Raw genomic sequence first — 16,709 nt, 5'->3', positions numbered from 1 at the left:
GATATTTAGCCATGGCTTCACCGACAATCGCCGCCAACGCCTATGCCAACCTTGCCCGCGTGCTGGAGAACAGCGGCGCGGGCAAGGGCAGCGAAGCGAGCGGACAATCCTTCGCCGCGCTGCTCAAGGACGCCGTCGGCAGCGTTATGGAATCAGGTCGCAAATCGGATGCGCAGACCGTGGCGATGGCCGCCGGCAAGGCCAACGTGATGGACGTCGTCACGGCGGTCGCAGACACCGACGTTGCGGTGTCCACGCTGGTCTCGGTCCGCGACCGCGTGATCGCTGCGTATGAAGACATCATGAAGATGCCGATCTGATTTCGGCGCTCGCCCCAATCGTCATTGCGAGCGCAGCGAAGCAATCCAGAACCTTTCCGCGGCGGCAGTCTGGATTGCTTCGCTGCGCTCGCAATGACGAGGAAACGGCGTTCCTCCTTGGTCGCGACGACGGGGAGGCAAGGAATGAAGAGGAAGTTTGCAATGACTGGACCTGAGACCCTCGACGTCGCGCGCGACGCCATCTGGACGATCGTGATCGTGTCATCGCCGTTGATGGTGGTCGGCCTCGTGGTGGGCGTCGTGGTGTCGCTATTCCAGGCGCTGACGCAGATCCAGGAACAGACGCTGATCTACGTGCCGAAGATTTTGGCTATCTTCGCCACGATGCTATTGGCGCTACCTTTCATGGCCGACGCACTCCATGCCCACATGCTGCGGATCTCGTCGCGAATCATCGGCGGCTGAGGCAAGATGCGTCGCGCGGTGGATTTGACATTCGCCCCGGGGCTCCCGGGGGGTGCGATGGCGAATGTCAAATCCAACAGCCGCGCGACTATTGATCTTTGCGAATGCCCCTTTGGCTCCAACATTCGCAAAAATGCCTGCCGCGACGGCATGCGAATGTTGGAGCCGGGGCATTCGGCTATGCGCATCGACATCTCGCTGCTGCCGGCGCTCGCCGCGGCCTTCATGCTCGCCTTCGCCCGGGTCGGCGCGATGGTGATGCTGCTGCCGGGCCTGGGTGAGACCAACATCCCGACGCGGGTGAAGCTGTCGATTGCGCTGTTGCTCACGCTGATCATCCTGCCCCTGCATCGCAACGCCTACCATGTCGACATGGGCTCGATTGCGTCGCTGCTCGTGCTGATGCTGCATGAGATCGTGATCGGCATCGTCTTGGGCGCGACCGCGCGCGTGACGCTCGCGGCGCTGCAAGTCGCAGGCTCGGTGATCGCACAGCAGATGGGACTCGGCTTCGTCACCTCGGTCGATCCGACGCAGGGGCAGCAGGGCGTCCTGGTTGGCAATTTCCTGACCATGCTGGGCGTGACGCTGCTGTTCGCCACTGACAGCCATCACCTGGTGATTGCGGCGTTGAACGACAGCTACGCGATCTTCTCGCCGGGCGAGACGGTGTCGAGCGGCGACGTCGCCTCGCTCGCGACGCGCGCCTTCGCCGCCGCGTTCCGGCTGGGCTTGCAACTCTCCGGGCCATTCCTGGTGTTCGGACTCGTCTTCAACATCGGTCTTGGCGTGCTGGCGCGGCTGATGCCGCAGATGCAGGTCTACTTCGTCGGCGTGCCGCTGTCGATTTTCGCTGGCTTCCTGGTGCTCGGCGTGGTGATCGCGGCGATGATGGGCACATTTCTCGACTACTTCATCGGTGTCATGCACCAGATGATGCCGCTCAGGTGAGGGATCGATGGCGGAAGACAACGATCCCGAGAGTCAAACAGAAGACCCGACGCAAAAACGTCTCGACGAGGCGCTCGAACGCGGCGACGTCGCCAAAAGCCAGGAAATCAACACCTGGTTCGTGATCGCGGGCGGCACGCTCGTGGTCTCGTCCTTCTCGGGTTCGATCGGCGGCGGCCTGGTGACGCCGATGCGCAACCTGCTCGCCAATTCCTGGATGATCAAGACCGACGGCAGGAGCCTGCTCGCGCTGATGCAGCAGCTCGAATTGGTGGTGCTCGCGGCGGTCGGCGTGCCCTTGCTGATGTTGGCGCTGGCGGCGATTGCTGGCAACATGCTTCAGCATCGCCTGGTCTGGTCGGCTGAGTCCCTGAAACCCAAGTTCAGCAAGCTCTCACCCGCCGCCGGCTTCAAGCGCATCTTCGGCAAGCAGGCCGCGGCCAACTTTCTGAAAGGTCTCGGCAAGCTGATCGCACTCGGCGCGGTCATGACCATGATCCTGTGGCCCGAGCGGCACCGGATGGAGGCGATGGTCAAGCTCGATCCGTCCGCCATGCTGGGCGCCACCACCAGCATGACCATCCACCTTCTGGGCGCGGTGGTCGCTGCGCTCGCGATCGTCGCCATCGCGGACTACTTCTTCCAGTATCGAAGCTGGTTCCAGCGGCAGAAAATGTCGCTCCAGGAGATCAAGGAAGAGTTCAAGCAGTCCGAAGGCGACCCGCACATCAAGGGCAAGATCAGGCAGCTCCGGCAGCAGCGCGCCAAGAAGCGCATGATGGCGGCGGTTCCAAAGGCCTCAGTGATTATCACCAACCCGACCCACTATTCGGTGGCGCTGTCCTACGAGCGCGGCATGTCAGCGCCGATCTGCGTCGCCAAGGGTGTCGACAATCTCGCCTTCAAGATCAGGGAGATCGCGCGCGAACACGACATCCCGATCGTCGAGAACGTACCGCTGGCGCGCTCGCTCTACGCGACCGTCGAAATCGATCAGGAAATCCCGGTCGAGTACTACCATGCGGTTGCCGAAGTCATCGGCTACGTCGTCCGGCTGAAGCGCGGGTTTGGCGCCGGACGGGGATAAAAAGCCCCGAAAAGTACCGGAAATGGCTGTAATCTGGGAATCAGCGTACGTTTCGCCGTTGCCGCCCTTGCGCCCGCGGGTCCGATTCAGGCAGGGAGGACCCCGCGTGCCCCGTGGCGCGTTCGTTTTCTGCCGACAGGCTGCGCCCGCTTGAGATGACCGCCGAGACCGACCACGACCTGACACGCGAACCCGTTGCGGCGCACGAGCCGGCGCCACGCTCGGGCAGCATCGCGCTCGTGCTGCTGGTGGCCGCCGGCCTCGTCGCGGTTGCCGTCGGCCTGATGACGCTCGGGCGCGTGCAGGCGCAGCCCTATATCCTTGGCATCCTCGCGGTGCTGGCGATGGTCGGCCTGTTTAGCCTGTTCGCCTTTGCAGCCGGCATCATCCGCTTCGCCGATCGCAATTTCGACGACCCCGTGATCGCTCGCATCTCCGATCATGCCTTTGACGGGCTCGCGGTCACAGATCCGCGCGGCCATGTGGTTTATTCCAACGCCGCCTATCTGACGCTGACCGGCGCCTCCGGTCCGCAGGATGTCCGCCCCGTCGAGCGTGTCTTCATCGGCAACCCCGACGTTTCCGAAGCGGTGTTCCGCCTGCTGAAAGCCGCGCGTGAAGGAAAACGGCAGCAGGAGGAGGTGCGCATCTCCGGCCATGACGGCAGCCAGGGCCGCTGGCTGCGCATGCGCGTGCGCCCGCTCGGCGCCGGAAAACGCGAGGCGAAATACGCGGTGTGGTCGATCGCCGACATCACCCGCGACCGCGAGCGCCAGGAGGACGTGTTCCAGGAGCTCCAGCACGCCATCGAATATCTCGACCATGCGCCGTGCGGCTTCTTCTCGGTCAACCTGGCCGGCGAGCTGGCTTACGTCAACGCAACGCTGGCGAACTGGCTCGATTACGATCTCGCCGAGATCGGCTCCGGCGGATTGAAGCTCACCGACATCGTCTCCGGCGACGGCGCTTCGCTCCTCACCTCGATCGTGGCGGTGCCGGGCGAGGTGAAGACGGAAGTCTTCGACATCGACCTGCGCATGCGCACCGGCAGGACCATGCCGGTCCGGCTCTACCACAAGCTCGCATTCGGCGCCGATGGTGCGCCCGGGCCCTCGCGCACCCTCGTCATCAGCCGCGCCCGCGACGAGCGCAGCGATCCCGATCGTGCCGCCGAAGTGCGCTTCATGCGCTTCTTCGATCATACGCCGATGGCGATCGCGACTGTCGACCGCGGCGGCAATGTCGTGCGCGCGAACGCGCGCTACGCCAAGCTCGGGCAGGCCCTCGGGCTCGACAGCGCCAGCAAGTCGATCTTCCGCGCTGTCAATTCGCGCGACCGACATCTGCTGATCGCGGCCATCAACCAGGCCGCCGAAGGCCAGGCCGACATCGCGCCGGTCGAGGTGGCGCTGGAAGGGTCGAAGGAGCGTTGGGGACAGTTCTTCGTCACGCCGGTCGATGCGGCCGAGAACGACGCTGAAGCTGCGATCGTCCACATGCTCGAGACCACCGAGCGGCGTGCGCTGGAGAACCAGATCAACCAGTCGCAGAAGATGGAAACGGTCGGCCAGCTCGCCGGCGGCATCGCCCACGACTTCAACAACGTGCTCTCTGCCATCATGATGGCGAACGACTTCCTGCTGAACGCGCACAAGCCGACCGATCCGTCGTTTCAGGACATCATGCAGATCAAGCAGAACGCGACGCGCGCCGCGACCCTGGTGCGGCAGCTGCTCGCGTTCTCGCGGCGGCAGACGCTGCGCCCGCAGGTGCTCGATCTCGGCGATGCGCTCTCTGACCTCACCATGCTGCTGCGCCGGCTGATCGGCGAGAAGGTGAAGCTCGATCTGATCCATGGGCGCGACCTCTGGCCGGTCAAGGTCGACGTCTCCCAGTTCGAGCAGGTCATCGTCAATCTCGCGGTGAACGCGCGCGACGCCATGCCCGACGGTGGCAAGCTGATCATCCGCACGGCCAACGTCACCGCGGAGGACGCGGGCAAGCTCGCCTACAAGGGCATGCCGGCGGCGGAGTATGTGCGGATCGAGGTCGCCGATACCGGCACCGGCATCCCCGCCGACATCCGCGACAAGATATTCGAGCCGTTCTTCTCCACGAAGGAAGTCGGCAAGGGCACCGGCCTCGGGCTCTCCACCGTCTACGGCATCGTCAAGCAGACCGGTGGCTTCATCTATGTCGATTCCGAGCCGGGGCAGGGCACCTCGTTCCACATCTTCCTGCCGCGCCACCATGCCGAGCCCGAGGCGCAGGTCGAGCCGCCGGCGGCGACGAATGGCGCGCCGAGCGTTGCCTCGAAGGAAGCTGCGCCTGCGGAGGCCAAGCAGCGCACCGATCTCACCGGGCAGGGCACCATCCTGCTGGTCGAGGACGAAGAGGGCCTGCGCGCCCTGAACGCGCGCGGCCTGCGCTCGCGCGGCTACACCGTGGTCGAGGCCGAGAACGGCGTCGAGGCAATGGAGATGCTCGAGGAGCAGGGCGGCGCAATCGACCTCGTCGTCTCCGACGTCGTGATGCCGGAGATGGACGGCCCGACACTGCTCAAGGCAATGCGCGAGAAGAACCCCGCCATCAAGTTCATCTTCGTCTCCGGCTATGCCGAGGACGCCTTCGAGAAGAGCCTGCCCGAGGGCCAGCAGTTCGACTTCCTGCCAAAGCCGTTCACGCTCAGCCAGCTTGTAGCGGCGGTGAAGGAGACGATGACGAAGTCGGGGTGAGGGCGTGTCTCGTGAGGGAGGATACCGACGCTGGGCAATCTCCGCCGTCGTCCTGGCGAAAGCCAGGACCCATTACACCGAAAGGCTGTCGTGGCGGAAGGTGTTGGCCAAACCAGTGCAAGACAACCACGCCCTGGGGTAATGGGTCCTGGATCAGCGCTCGCTCCGCTCGCTTGTCCAGGACGACGTTTGGGAAGCGGCCTGCCCCGAATGCCGTCATTGCGAAGAGCGGAGCGACGAAGCAATCCAGACTGTCTCCGCGGAAAGGCTCTGGATTGCTTCGCTGCGCTCGCAGCGACGTGTCGAGAGAGCGGAGCCCTTATCTCAAGTTGAAAACGCGCCGGTAACCTTTGACCACGGTTCCACCGCGCGCCCCTCCAAACCCCCGGCAAATATGGGCTTTTGCCACATCCCCGCGACTGAGGGCCGCAGTCGGGGCTTCCGAAACCGGCTTCACTTTTGTAGAAGGCTGCCCATCTTAGGGGCACGTCCCCATGCCGGGGATTTGGGAAACGCACATGAATTTCTCGCAACGTAGCCGCAGTTTCGTGAAGACGATTGCCGTCGTGCTGGCGCTCGCGCTGCCGACTGCGCTGGCGATCTCGTCCGCCGACGCCCGCGTCGGCGGTGGCTTCTCGTCGGGTTCGCGCGGCTCGCGCACTTACTCGGCGCCGCCGTCGACCACGACCGCGCCGGGCTCGGCCTCGCAGTTCAACCGCACCTACACCCAGCCAGGCGCAGGCATGAACTCGCCCGCAACCGCGCCCGCGCGCGGCGGCCTGTTCGGCCGCGGCGGCGGCTTCCTGGGCGGCCTTGCCGCCGGTTTCCTCGGCGCAGGCCTCTTGGGCATGCTGTTCGGTGGCGGTCTGTTCGGTGGTCTCGGCGGCCTCTCGTCGATCCTGGGCCTGATCCTCCAGATCGTGCTCGTGGTGTTCGTGGTGCGGCTGGCGATGTCGTGGTGGCAGCGCCGCCACACGCCGCAGGCCGCCTATGCGGGCGCTGATGGTAATGGCGGTTCGGGACCGCAGACGAACTATCGCAGCGGCCTTGGCGGTTTCGGCTTCGGCTCCAACAATGCGCCGCTCGAAATCCGGCCGGCCGACTATGAGGCGTTCGAGCGTCTGCTCGGCGAGATCCAGACCGCCTGGTCGAACGAGGACGTGGCCAAGCTGCACACGCTCGCGACGCCGGAAATGGTCTCTTATCTCGAGCAGGACCTCGCCCAGAACCGCGCGCGCAACGTCGTCAACAAGACCTCCAACGTCAAGCTGTTGCAGGGCGACCTCGCGGAAGCCTGGCGCGAAGGCGAGACCGACTATGCGACGGTGGCGATGCGCTTCGCGCTGACCGACAAGACGGTCGATCGCAACACCGGCGCGCTCGTCGCCGGCAGCGAACAGCCGGGCGAGGTCACCGAAATCTGGACCTTCGCACGGCGGCCGGGCGGCGGTTGGGAATTGTCGGCGATCCAGCAGACCAACTGATCGCGGACGGATCGAACAACAAGGGCGTCGTGCTTCGGCACGGCGCCTTTTTCTTTGAGCCGCGAGTATCTGATCCGGCCAGCCATCTGGCCGAAGCACTTAATTGCTTGTTGCCCGCGCAGAGCTCCCGCAATTTCGCGCCCGCCGGTTGGAGAAGGAGATATTCGGTGAGTCAGTCTGTCGCGCGCTCCAGGACAAATCACGAAACCGTCGCCAGGAATTCGTCCCTACCGCTGGAGGCGATCGAAACGGCTTATGAACGGATCGAGGCCGAGCGCGACCGCAATTGCTGGATCTATCTTCGCCCGCGGGAGGAGGCGCTCGAAGAATGCCGTAAGCTCGTGGCGCGCGCGCGGACAGGCGAAAATCTCCCGCTGCTCGGCATTCCCTTTGGTGTGAAGGACAATATCGATGTCAAGGGAATGCCGACCACTGCCGCATGCCCGGCGTTCAGCTACACGCCCTGGCAGTCCGCGCACAGCGTCGAACGCCTCACCGCGGCCGGCGCAATTTGCCTTGGAAAGACCAATCTCGATCAGTTCGCCACAGGCCTGTCCGGCGCGCGTTCGCCCTATGGCTCCTGCGCGTCGGTTGGCGACGCGCGCTATATTGCGGGCGGCTCCAGTTCCGGGTCGGCGGTCGCCGTGGCGGCCGGGCACGTCGCGTTCGCGCTCGGCACCGATACCGGCGGGTCCGGCCGCATACCTGCCGGCTTCAACAACATCGTCGGAATCAAGCCGACCGTTGGACTGGTGTCATCACGCGGGCTGGTGCCGAATTGCCCGACGATCGATTGCGTTTCGGTGTTCTGCAATACCGTCAGCGATGGCGAGGCGATCCTCGAAATTATCGAAGGGTTCGATTTCGAAGATCCCTACAGCCGCCTGCCGAGGGCCTTTTTCGCCAGCGGGGCGGGGCCATCGTTCCGGTTCGGCCGCATTGCGTCCGGCGATCTCGAATGCTTCGGCATGCCGGAATGCGGCGAGCTCTATGAGCGCGCCTGCGAGCGTTTTGTGCAGATTGGAGGAACGGCGATTGAGGTGGACTTCGCCCCATTCCGCCAAGCCGGGGAGTTGATGTTCAGCGGACCCTGGGTGGCGGAGCGGCGCTCGGCCATCGCTTCGCTTATGGACATCGATTCCGGCTCCTTGCTTGATGTCACGAGGACCGTGCTGGGCTCAGCCGCCGGCTATTCGGCGATCGACACATTTGGTGCCATTCACCGGCTGCACCGGCTTCGCCGCAACGCCGAGGCGATCTTTGCGGGCATCGATGCGCTGGTGGTCCCGACTGCACCGCGGCCGTTCACGCTGGAGGAGATGCATCGCGATCCGATCACCCTCAACAATCGCCTCGGCTACTACTCGTACTTTGCCAATCTGCTCGATCTCTGCGGCGTGGCCATTCCGAACGCGACACTGCCGAACGGCATGCCCATGGGCGTGACCCTGCTGGCGCCGGCCTGGCATGATCGCGCGCTGATCGGGCTGGCGCGGCGGTTCGAGGCCAGTACGGGCGGAGCGGCGTTCGAATTGAAGTCTGGCGGCTGAAAGGCGGATATTATTCCATCTCCTGCCCGAGTGTCGAAAGATCCAGGATCGAAATCACGGATCTGTCGTACCTGATCACGCCTTGCTCCTGGAGCCGCGCGAGTTGCACTGTCACCCATTGGCGGGTGGATCCGATGAGATTGGCGAGATCGCCGTGGGTAAACGGCATGCCGACGACGATCTCACCGTCGCGCTTCACGCCGTAGACGTGCGACAGGAAGATCAGCAGGCTATGCAGCCGTTCGGTCACCGAGCGCGTTCCGAGCATCTGGGCCATCGCCGAATAGCATCGCGCCTTGAATGCCAGGGCGTCCAGCAAGGCGACAGCGATCGCCGGCGATTCCAGCGCAAGCCGCCGCAACGCCAGTCCGGGCATGAACGTCAACCGGCTGCGCTCGGCCGCAACCGATGACCACATGTGCGGGCCCGTTCCGAATATATCGGGGCCGCCGACGAAGTTGCCGGGAAACCAGTAGGCGAGCGTGACCTCGCGCCCCGACGGTGCCGCATAGTAGCTGCGTATGCGCCCCTCGCTGATCAGGTAGATCCCGGCCTGTGCGTCGCCCTGAGACCAAACCAGCTGGCCGGCTTCCAGGGCCTTCTCGCGTCCGATCGCACGCAAGCGATTGCAATCAGCCCGGTTGAGACCGTCCAGCAAGCCAGGCAGCGGCCTGACGAGATTGCCCGACTCTGCCAGCATCACACCAGCCGCTATCGCGCTGTTCGCCCTGTACATCGCCGGCTCCGCCTGTGAGACCCGGCATCGATTATTCAAGAACCATGCCAGCGCGCTGCGGTCCGCTTCACGTCTGCGAATTCTGGGCGATCAGCTCGCGTCCGACTGATTGAACGCCCGCAACCCTTCTGCGCGGATGACGTCGAGACAATCCTTCTTGAGGGCAAGATAAGTTGGCTCGACCATGATAGAGTTCGACCGCGGGCGCGGCAGCTTGACCGCGACTTCGCGCAGGACGCGGCCGGGTCCCGCGCTCATGATGAGAACGCGGTCGGCCAGCACGATGGCTTCATCGATGTCATGCGTGACGAACACGATTGTCGCCTTGATCCGGTCGCGCAGCTCCAGCAGATTGTCTTGCATCACCGCCCGGGTCTGCGCGTCGAGAGCCCCGAAGGGCTCGTCCATCAGCAGCACGCGGGGCCGGTTGGCCAGCGCTCGCGCAATCGCCACGCGCTGTTGCATGCCGCCGGACAGCGTGTTCGGATAAGCGTCGGCGAAACGCTTGAGACCGACCATCGCGATCAGATCGTCGGCGATGGCATTCGCTTCCGTCGTGGACTTTCCAAGCATTCTGGGGCCGTGGGCGATGTTCCTGCGGACGGACTTCCAGGGGAAAAGATGCGGCTGCTGGAACACCATGCCGACATCGGGTCGCGGGCTGTAGACACGCGAGCCCTCCACCAGGATGTCGCCTTCAAACGGCACTTCCAGTCCGGCGATCGTATTGAGCATCGTCGACTTGCCGCAGCCGGAGGGCCCGGCGATGCAAACGAACTCGCCAGGTGCCACGTCAAAGGAGAGGCGATCCACCGCGATGATCTGCCTGCGGTTGCTGTCGAAAACGATGCTCAGGTTTGAGACTTGAATGGCCGGTTGTTTCCGCGCCGGTTCGACGGAGGCTGGCGAACTTGCCAGAGCCGGTTTCATGATCGATCGAGGTCGCGACATCAGCGCCACCAGACGGTACGTTCCGCAAGAGCCGCAAACAGCCGGTCGGCAAGGAACGAAATCAACCCGAGCGCTGCGAGCCCGCCCATGACCTGGCCCGTTTGCAAATTCTGCTGCGCAATCTCGATCCTGTAGACAATGCCGGCGAAAGTGCCTGCGAGTTCGGCCGCGACAAGCGTGTAAAAGGAGATGCTGACGGCGGTGCGCAACCCGACCACGATGTAGGGAAGCGCGCCCAGCAGCACGATCTCCTGGAGCATCTGCCGCCGGGGCGTGCCGAGCATCAACGCCGCCCGAATCAGGCCGCGGTCGACCTTCTGCACGCCGATGTGGGTCGAAAGCCATACCGTGAAGAACACGCCCCATACGACGAGGAAAAGTTTTCCCGCCTCCGACAGGCCGAACCAGAGGATGACGATCGGCACGAAAGCAATCGGCGGAATGGGCCGCAGGATATGGAATAGCGGGGACAGCAGGCTCGAAATAACAGGGAACTGGCCGGTGAGAATACCGAGCAGGACGCCGAGCGCACCGCCCACGATGAACCCCGCGGTGACGCGAAAGAGGCTGGCCAGCAGATCGCCAAAGAACTGTCCGCTTCGCATCCACTCAAGGACGGCCGCAGCAACCACCGTCGGCGGCGGAAACAGCACCATGTTGACGGCCCCGGAACGGGAGACCAGTTCCCAGAGGCCGACGAACAAGGGAAGCGAAAGCGCCCCGACCAGAATATTGAGGCGGCGAAGACGAACTGAATCCGGCCGCCGACCGCGACCGTCAATGCGGAGAGCAATCTCTTGTCGTGCTGAAGTGCCGTCCTGCATGGCTGTGCGGGCGCCTATTTCCACGAAAGGGTGATGCGTGCGGGGTCGACCTTCTTCAGCGGCTCGGTGACGACGACCTTGCTGAAGTCGGGCATTGCCGCTCCCGGAGGATGGTTGCCGCTCTCGAGGCGCCACGCGGAGTGGGTCTTGAGAATCTCGATCAGCCGGTCGTCGAGACGCACCCGGTAAACATAGTCGGCCCAGATGGGAGCGAGTTCGTCCCGCTTCATGCCGACCGCGTCCGCCACGACCGTGATCGCTTCATCCGGGTGTGCCTTCATCCAGACCTCGGCATCGATCAGTGCGGCGATGAACTTCTCAACCAGCGCGGGGTTGGCATCCAGATAGGGCCTCATGACGACGATGTTGAACGTCTCGGAGTAGGTGCCCTTCGTATCGAGCTCAGCGGCGGCTTCGCCCAGGGCCTTCTTGGCGTTGGCGATGTGGGGTTCCCAAGTGTCGATCGCGTCGATGCTTCCGGCTGCAAGCGCCGGCAGCATCTCCTGCGGCCGCAGATTGACGAGAGTGACATCCTTGGGAGTCAATCCCTCAGACTTCAGCAAAGTCGCCGTGTAAACCTCGCTGCCGGTGCCGGCAGTGAATGCGATTCGCTTGCCGCGAAGATCTGCCTTGGTCTTGACGCCGGCCTTGGCAGCGACGACCGTCTTGAGGTCGGAGTATTCCATGCCGGCGACGAAGGCGATGGGCTGGTTTGCCATCGTCGAAGCGGTGACCGGCGCCTCCGCCGTCGTCGCGATGTCGGCGCCGCCCCCGATCACGGTGTCCAGGCACTGCTTGCCGGACGTGAAGTTCGAGACCGTGATGTCCAGTCCGTGTTTTTCGAAAATGCCCTTTGATTTGGCGACGATCGCAAGGCCGGAGATCGGTGCGAGGTTTTGCGCAAGCCGGGCTTTGAGCAATTCCGCGGCCGAGGCGCAGTGCGGACCGATGGCAAGGCAGCAAAGTGCGGCATAGCCGGCAATTGCCGCGATTGGGCGGACGGTGTTCCTGTGCATGACGATCTCCCCTCGCGCCGCCCGCGGCGGCAGCCCCGATGTGATCGCGGATACCGCCCTGAACGGTTCCACAACTGACTCCCGCGTCCTCCCCTGGACGATCACTTGAGGATCGGCCCACGTTGGTATGCTCGCCCGGCGCTATGGTCGCGGGAAGCAATTAATCGACATGGCCTTCGGGGGGCGCCCTCTGCGGCGGGGGCCCGTCCCGCACTGACGGAACCCAGGGCGGCGTGCTACATTGATCCCGACCCGCTCACGCTGACGGACCTCTCCCATGAAATACGAGCTCTACTACTGGCCCGAGATCCAGGGCCGCGGCGAATATGTGCGGCTGGCGCTGGAGGAAGCGGGCACCGCTTATGTCGATGTGGCGCGCGGGCCGCGCGGCTCGAGTGCAATGATGAAGATGATGGACGCGCATGGCGGCACACCACCTTTCGCGCCGCCGTTCCTTAAAGCGGGCAAGCTCGTCATCGGCCAGACCGCCAACATCCTGCTCTATCTCGGGTCGCGCCATGGGCTCGCGCCAAAGACCGAGGCCGGCAGATTGTGGGTCCACCAGCTCCAGCTCACGATCGCCGATTTCGTGCTGGAGATCCACGACACTCATCATCCGCTCGGGCCCTCGCTCTACTACGAGGATGCGCGGCCGGCCGCGAAGAAACGCACGGAGGAATTCTGGAAGGAACGCGTGCCGAAATATCTCGGCTATTTCGAGGAGCTTCTCGACGGCAATGGCGGGGTCTACGTCACGGGACGGAGGCTGACCTACGTCGATCTCTCGCTGTTCCAGATCGTCGACGGTCTGCGCTACGCATTTCCAAAGCGCATGAAAGCGTTCGAGAAGGAGGTTCCCGGCCTCGTCAACCTGCACGACCGAGTTGCGGCACGGCCGAACATCGCGGCCTATCTCGAAAGCGACCGCCGCATTCCCTTCAACGAGCAGGGCATCTTCCGCCGCTATAAGGAGCTGGATGTGTGAGTCACCAGATGCCCGGCACGAGGCGGTAGCGCACCCGCGCGGCATAGTCGGTGTAGCCGGGCAAGCCTTCTCTCAGCGTGCGCTCCTCGATGCGGATGCGGATCGCAAACAGGACGAGGAAGACCGGCGCGATCGCAAGGCCCCACCATGAGCCGAGCAGCAGCGGCATGCCGGTGAAGAACAGGATCATGCCGCTGTACATGGGATGACGGACATGGGCGTAGGGCCCGGTCGAGATCACGCGCTGCGCGCGCTCCGATTGCAGCTTCACCACAGGCGCGGCGAACGAGTTCTCGCGGAACACCCACAGCGTGAACAGTGTCGAGCCGAGGTACAGCAGGAAGCCGAGGGCTTGCAAGGCGAGGGGCATGTCGGAGGACAGGTGTCGCCGCTCCAGCCCCATCGCAAGCAGCCAGACCAGCAACACCACGACGAACACGGCCATGAAGATCTTGTCGGCGGGCGGCTGGTCCTTCTGGATGACAGGGCGAAGACGCTCGGCGAGCAGCGCCGGATCGAGCCGGTAGAGCCACCAGCCGCAGAGCGGGCCGAGCACCGCGGAGGTGATCAGCATCGCCCAGGCGCCGGGCCAACGCGTCGTGCCGGCGGACGCGAACAGCAGCGCGCCCATCCCGACGACGAAGATCGTGTTCTGCAGCAGCAGCCGTGCGATCATGCGCGGTTCCCGGACAAACCCTGCATGATACTGGTCCCGCTATCCGGCAAAGATGCGGCTTAGTGTGCGACAGGCCCGATCGAGCGGATCGGGCGGCTCACCTCGAAGCGCGCGGGATTAGGCGAGCTGATCGATTCTGGTGCCCTGTCCCGGTGGCAGCGGGGTCGGCAGCGGCGGCTGATAGGTCGGATCGTCGTCCCTGGTCTTGGCCTGATCGTCCTGCTGCTTGGTCGTGTCGTAGCTCGGGACCACGATCGCGATCGGCGGCGGCGCAACGCTGGAAACGCTCATCCACAAATCCTCACAGATAGAAACAAGTTACACTGGCCTGCGAGGGACGAAACTTCCGTCAAGGGAATCGCTAAAATGCGAGGGATTTGGCGCGGTGGAGGTGCGTTGTTCTTCGCGCCCGCAAGTCCGTGATTTCCGGGCACGACGATCCTCTCTCGTCATTGCGAGCCAACGGGCCACGCTCCGCGCGGACCCGTTGGCTCGCAATGGCGGAGTCTGTGGCGTGCGCCGCCGCGACACACGCGGACCGCATCGGCGGCGAGATCAAACGAGGAGTGCCCGACTTATTCGTCCTTCGGACGCGTGATCGCGATCGCCGCTTCCGCTTTCGTGCGCGTGCATTCCATGTTGAGGCGCTTGTAGCGCATCACCACCTTGTCGCCGCGCAACAGGCCCATGCGCTTCAGGCAGCGCGAGGCGCCGGTCGTGGTGTCGTCCTTGGGCAGCGTGAAGATGATAGCGGCCGCGGAGGCGACGAGGTCATAGAACTGCGGCGTCGGCCGGCGGTCGCCCTTGGCGTAGAGCTCGTTGGAATAAGTCTGCCCCTGCGCGCGGCAGCCGAGCGACAGCTCCTTCGCCGCCGGGTGGGTGAGATAGATGATGTTGGCGGCCTTGAAGTTGACCTTCAGCTTGTCGATGCCGCTCGCCAGCTGCTTGGCGATGTCGTCGCACTGGTCCGCCCGCGCCGGCGAGGCGAGGGCGACAAAGCCAGTGATTGCGGCGGCGAGTAGAAGCGCGCCGCGAACGTCCAATTTGAAAATCATGATGAAAAGCCCCTTAGACCACGTATTCAATCGTCGGCGCACGCAGAGCGCAAGGGGGCGGCCAAGCCGTACCCGGCAGGATCGTGACCCCTGTCTCTAGCGGACGGCGACCGGAAAAAGGGCCGCCGTGGCGCCGAATCGGGATGCCCCGACCGCGCCAGAGCGCCTTCCCTTTATGGCAAAAATGCTTAGAACGCTTCTATGCTAGGGGGCCCGCGCGAGGGCTCCAAAACCCGAGATCGACCCCATGAACGCTCCCACCGCCTTTCCCGACCTGTCCAAGTCTGTCCCGCCTTACAAGCACACGCCGCTGTTCCCGCTGGGGAAGGACGAGACGCCCTACAAGAAGGTCACGAGCGAGGGCGTCCGGGTCGAGAAGGTCTTGGGGAAAGACATGCTGGTGGTGTCGCGTGAGGCGCTGCGGGCGCTGTCCGAAGCCGCCTTCGGCGAGATCAACCACTATCTGCGCCCGGGCCATCTGAAGCAGCTCCGCTCGATCCTGGAGGATTCCGAGGCGAGCCCGAACGACAAGTTCGTAGCGCTCGACTTCCTGAAGAACGCCAACATCGCCGCCGGCGGCGTGCTGCCGATGTGCCAGGACACCGGCACCGCGATCATCATGGGCAAGAAGGGCTGCAACGTTATCACCGACGGCGACGATGAGGCCGCGCTGTCGGAAGGCGCGCGCGACGCCTACTTTCGCCGTAACCTGCGCTACTCGCAGGTCGCGCCGCTCTCGATGTACGAGGAGAAGAACACCGCCAACAACATGCCGGCGCAGTGCGAGATCTACGCCGAAGGCGACGACGCCTACAAGTTCATGTTCATGGCGAAAGGCGGCGGCTCCGCGAACAAGAGCTTCCTGTTCCAGGCCACGCCCTCGGTGCTGACCAAGGACCGGCTGCTCGCCTTCCTGAAGGAAAAGATCCTTACGCTCGGCACCGCGGCGTGCCCGCCCTATCACCTCGCGATCGTGATCGGTGGCACCTCGGCCGAGCTCTGCATGAAGACGGTGAAGCTTGCCTCCGCCCGTTATCTCGACGCGCTGCCGACGCACGGCTCACCGGACGGCAACGCCTTCCGCGACGTTGAGATGGAGAAGGAAATCCACAAGATGACGCAGTCGCTTGGCGTCGGTGCGCAGTTCGGCGGCAAGTATTTCTGTCACGACGTGCGCGTGATCCGCATGCCGCGCCACGGCGCCTCGCTGCCGATCGGGCTTGGTGTATCCTGCTCGGCCGATCGCCAGGTGCTCGGCAAGATCACCAAGGACGGCGTCTATCTCGAAGAGCTCGAGCACAACCCGGCGCAATATTTGCCGCAGGTCGAGCAGTCGCTCGGCGGCGAGGTCGTCAAGATCGATCTCAACCAGCCGATGAAGGACATTCTGGCGACCTTCTCGAAATATCCGATCAAGACTCGGGTCTCGATGACCGGCACCATGATTGTTGCGCGCGACTCCGCGCATGCCAAGCTGCGCGAGCGGCTGGAGAAGGGCGAGCCGCTGCCGGACTACTTCAAGAACCATCCGGTCTATTACGCCGGCCCCGCCAAGACGCCCGAGGGCTACGCCTCAGGCGCGTTCGGCCCGACCACCGCGGGCCGCATGGATTCCTTCGTCGACCAGTTCCAGGCCGCCGGCGGCTCAATGGTGATGGTGGCCAAAGGCAACCGCGCCCCGGCCGTGCGTGAGGCCTGCAAGAAATATGGCGGCTTCTATCTCGGCTCGATCGGCGGCGCGGCGGCGAACCTCGCCGAGCACTGCATCAAGAAGGTCGAGGTGCTCGAATATCCCGAGCTTGGCATGGAAGCGATCTGGCGCATCGAGGTCGTCGACTTCCCCGCCTTCATCATCATCGACGACAAGGGCAACGACTTCTTCAAGGAGTTGAACCTAGGCTGAAGAGGACGTC

General features: G+C 64.1%; 16 protein-coding genes. 9 read left to right on the top strand and 7 right to left on the bottom strand.

Annotation, left to right across the window (positions count from 1 at the left end; all coding sequences use genetic code 11):
- Positions 1-11 precede the first annotated feature (11 nt).
- The 7 genes from fliE (at position 12) to atzF (ending at position 8,553) form a co-directional block, all read left to right on the top strand.
- Complete coding sequence (fliE, locus tag AYJ54_RS07300; protein ID WP_063697873.1) at positions 12-320, top strand: flagellar hook-basal body complex protein FliE; 309 nt, start codon at positions 12-14, stop codon at positions 318-320.
- 162 nt (positions 321-482) lie between these two features.
- Positions 483-746, top strand: coding sequence for a flagellar biosynthesis protein FliQ (gene fliQ / locus AYJ54_RS07295; RefSeq protein ID WP_063697870.1), 264 nt, complete (start codon positions 483-485; stop codon positions 744-746).
- 180 nt (positions 747-926) lie between these two features.
- Positions 927-1,697: a flagellar biosynthetic protein FliR gene (gene fliR, locus AYJ54_RS07290; RefSeq protein WP_063697988.1), complete on the top strand. Its 771-nt coding sequence runs from the start codon at positions 927-929 to the stop codon at positions 1,695-1,697.
- 7 nt (positions 1,698-1,704) lie between these two features.
- Positions 1,705-2,784 carry a flagellar biosynthesis protein FlhB gene (gene flhB / locus AYJ54_RS07285; protein WP_063697867.1) on the top strand — a complete coding sequence of 360 codons (1,080 nt, stop codon included), beginning with the start codon at positions 1,705-1,707 and terminating at the stop codon, positions 2,782-2,784.
- Between the two features lie 155 nt (positions 2,785-2,939).
- Positions 2,940-5,519 carry a cell cycle histidine kinase CckA gene (cckA, locus tag AYJ54_RS07280; RefSeq protein ID WP_063697986.1) on the top strand — a complete coding sequence of 860 codons (2,580 nt, stop codon included), beginning with the start codon at positions 2,940-2,942 and terminating at the stop codon, positions 5,517-5,519.
- Between the two features lie 494 nt (positions 5,520-6,013).
- Positions 6,014-7,003, top strand: a complete 990-nt coding sequence (locus tag AYJ54_RS07275) for a Tim44 domain-containing protein (RefSeq protein ID WP_063697866.1) — start codon at positions 6,014-6,016, stop codon at positions 7,001-7,003.
- A 167-nt stretch (positions 7,004-7,170) separates the two neighbouring features.
- The gene (atzF, locus tag AYJ54_RS07270; RefSeq protein ID WP_063697865.1) at positions 7,171-8,553 is read left to right on the top strand and encodes an allophanate hydrolase; all 1,383 of its coding nucleotides are present in this window, start codon (positions 7,171-7,173) and stop codon (positions 8,551-8,553) included.
- Positions 8,554-8,563: 10 nt separating this feature from the next.
- On the opposite strand, the gene AYJ54_RS07265 is transcribed toward atzF, so the two are convergent.
- The 4 genes from AYJ54_RS07265 to AYJ54_RS07250 form a co-directional block, all read right to left on the bottom strand.
- Positions 8,564-9,289 (bottom strand): Crp/Fnr family transcriptional regulator, encoded by a 726-nt coding sequence (locus AYJ54_RS07265; protein WP_063697864.1) that lies wholly within the window; start codon positions 9,287-9,289, stop codon positions 8,564-8,566.
- A gap of 90 nt (positions 9,290-9,379) precedes the next feature.
- Positions 9,380-10,219: an ABC transporter ATP-binding protein gene (locus AYJ54_RS07260; RefSeq protein WP_063697985.1), complete on the bottom strand. Its 840-nt coding sequence runs from the start codon at positions 10,217-10,219 to the stop codon at positions 9,380-9,382.
- A 20-nt stretch (positions 10,220-10,239) separates the two neighbouring features.
- The gene (locus AYJ54_RS07255; protein WP_245328926.1) at positions 10,240-10,944 is read right to left on the bottom strand and encodes an ABC transporter permease; all 705 of its coding nucleotides are present in this window, start codon (positions 10,942-10,944) and stop codon (positions 10,240-10,242) included.
- Positions 10,945-11,078: 134 nt separating this feature from the next.
- Positions 11,079-12,080 carry an NrtA/SsuA/CpmA family ABC transporter substrate-binding protein gene (locus AYJ54_RS07250; RefSeq protein ID WP_063697860.1) on the bottom strand — a complete coding sequence of 334 codons (1,002 nt, stop codon included), beginning with the start codon at positions 12,078-12,080 and terminating at the stop codon, positions 11,079-11,081.
- A 277-nt stretch (positions 12,081-12,357) separates the two neighbouring features.
- Here AYJ54_RS07250 and AYJ54_RS07245 point away from each other — a divergent pair, with 277 nt between their 5' ends.
- Positions 12,358-13,065 (top strand): glutathione S-transferase, encoded by a 708-nt coding sequence (locus tag AYJ54_RS07245; protein WP_063697858.1) that lies wholly within the window; start codon positions 12,358-12,360, stop codon positions 13,063-13,065.
- A gap of 1 nt (position 13,066) precedes the next feature.
- Here AYJ54_RS07245 and AYJ54_RS07240 read toward each other — a convergent pair whose 3' ends face one another.
- From AYJ54_RS07240 to AYJ54_RS07235, 3 genes are all read right to left on the bottom strand, one after another.
- Complete coding sequence (locus AYJ54_RS07240; protein WP_063697856.1) at positions 13,067-13,741, bottom strand: methyltransferase family protein; 675 nt, start codon at positions 13,739-13,741, stop codon at positions 13,067-13,069.
- Between the two features lie 117 nt (positions 13,742-13,858).
- Positions 13,859-14,032 (bottom strand): hypothetical protein, encoded by a 174-nt coding sequence (locus AYJ54_RS51200; protein ID WP_201724146.1) that lies wholly within the window; start codon positions 14,030-14,032, stop codon positions 13,859-13,861.
- A 284-nt stretch (positions 14,033-14,316) separates the two neighbouring features.
- Positions 14,317-14,796, bottom strand: coding sequence for a hypothetical protein (locus AYJ54_RS07235; protein WP_063697854.1), 480 nt, complete (start codon positions 14,794-14,796; stop codon positions 14,317-14,319).
- 247 nt (positions 14,797-15,043) lie between these two features.
- Here AYJ54_RS07235 and AYJ54_RS07230 point away from each other — a divergent pair, with 247 nt between their 5' ends.
- Positions 15,044-16,699 carry a fumarate hydratase gene (locus AYJ54_RS07230; protein WP_063697852.1) on the top strand — a complete coding sequence of 552 codons (1,656 nt, stop codon included), beginning with the start codon at positions 15,044-15,046 and terminating at the stop codon, positions 16,697-16,699.
- The last annotated feature ends 10 nt before the right edge of the window (positions 16,700-16,709 follow it).

This window comes from Bradyrhizobium centrolobii (genome assembly GCF_001641635.1).
In the GTDB taxonomy this organism is placed as follows: Bacteria; Pseudomonadota; Alphaproteobacteria; order Rhizobiales; family Xanthobacteraceae; genus Bradyrhizobium; species Bradyrhizobium centrolobii.
Note: the sequence above shows the minus strand (reverse complement) of the source record. Positions and strands in the feature narration are given on the sequence as shown.